This window comes from Halorubrum distributum JCM 13561, from assembly GCF_000337395.1.
Taxonomy (GTDB): domain Archaea; phylum Halobacteriota; class Halobacteria; order Halobacteriales; family Haloferacaceae; genus Halorubrum; species Halorubrum distributum.
Map to the genome: position 1 here is coordinate 1 of NZ_AOJF01000011.1, position 1,165 is coordinate 1,165.

Genomic DNA, 1,165 nt, shown 5'->3' on the forward strand with positions numbered 1-1,165 from the left:
CCCGTCCGGCAGCGTCCCACGCGCGACGAACGTCGACAGTCGCGGAGACTTCTCGCGGGTCCTGGCGCCATTCCTCGGTGTCGTCGTCTCCGCCAGTTGCCGCCTCGCGACCGGGTTCGACGCCGTACTCCTCGGCGATATGGTCGAGTACCTGGTTGTACGCGCCTGCCGGGAGCGCTCGGTAGGTAGCCCCGTCGTGGTCCTCCTCTTCGTTGACGACGCTCCCGGTTTCGCTATCGCGGCGGACGAGATCGTCGGCGTCGACGAGGCCGTCGGCAACGGCGACACCGAGAAGACCACGATACGGGACCGGGTCCTCTCGGTTGATGTACCTCTCGTCCTTGGCGTGCCTCCAGGCCGCGAAGACCTCTTCGTCGTCGAGGCTCCCGTCGGGGGCGTCGGGCCGGCGTTCGCCGGCCTCTACCAAGAGGGAGGTAAGCGCGTTGTAGCTCGCTCCGTACTTGTGGTCCGTCGCGAGCTCGTCGCTGATGACGACGAAGTAGTCCTCACTCTCGCCGTGGTGTCCCAGCGGGTTCGTCCCCCGCTCGCCCTCGTCGAGACCGGTGACGTCGGTGATGTCGAGGTCGAACAGCGCTGAGCGGTCGTCGGACCTCGACACCGTCGAGGTTTCCCGGTCCAAGTCAGTGTTGGAACCGCTCTTGTGGTCCGAGTACGCCGGGTGTTCGGTCGCCGGCGTCGCCGAGGCGAGTACGGGAGCGAGGTCGCCGCCCCACTCGATGAGATAGTCGTCGAGGTCGACCTTCGAGAGGCCAGGGCGCGGGAGCTCCGCGATACGGGCGTCGACGCCCTCGTCGTCGAGGAACGCGGCTGTCGACACGGCGCCACGAATCCCCTCCCCGTACTGAGGCAACGTGAGCCGGTCGTTCTCGTCGTGCGAGGAGGCGGGCGCCTCCGCGTCTTGAACGATGTAGACCCTTGGAACGCTGTACGACTCCAGGGCGTCGAGGAGCGCCCCCCGGTCGCTCTTCTTGAACGTGGTCGTCACCGGCGAGAGCGCCGGAATCCCGTTCTGGTGCGCGGTGATTGCGTCGGCGATACCCTCAGTGATGATGACGGGCTCGCCCTCCTGGGCGCTGTCGAGGCCGTAGATCGGTTCCTCGACGACGACCTCCTCGCGCGACACCTGGAGCTTGTCGTACTTATT

Annotated in this window: 1 pseudogene; it reads right to left on the reverse strand. The window is 66.9% G+C overall.

Going from position 1 to position 1,165, the window contains the following annotated elements:
• Nucleotides 1-1,006, reverse strand: a pseudogene (locus C470_RS00470) (hypothetical protein); the annotation flags it as partial.
• Nucleotides 1,007-1,165 lie beyond the last annotated feature (159 nt).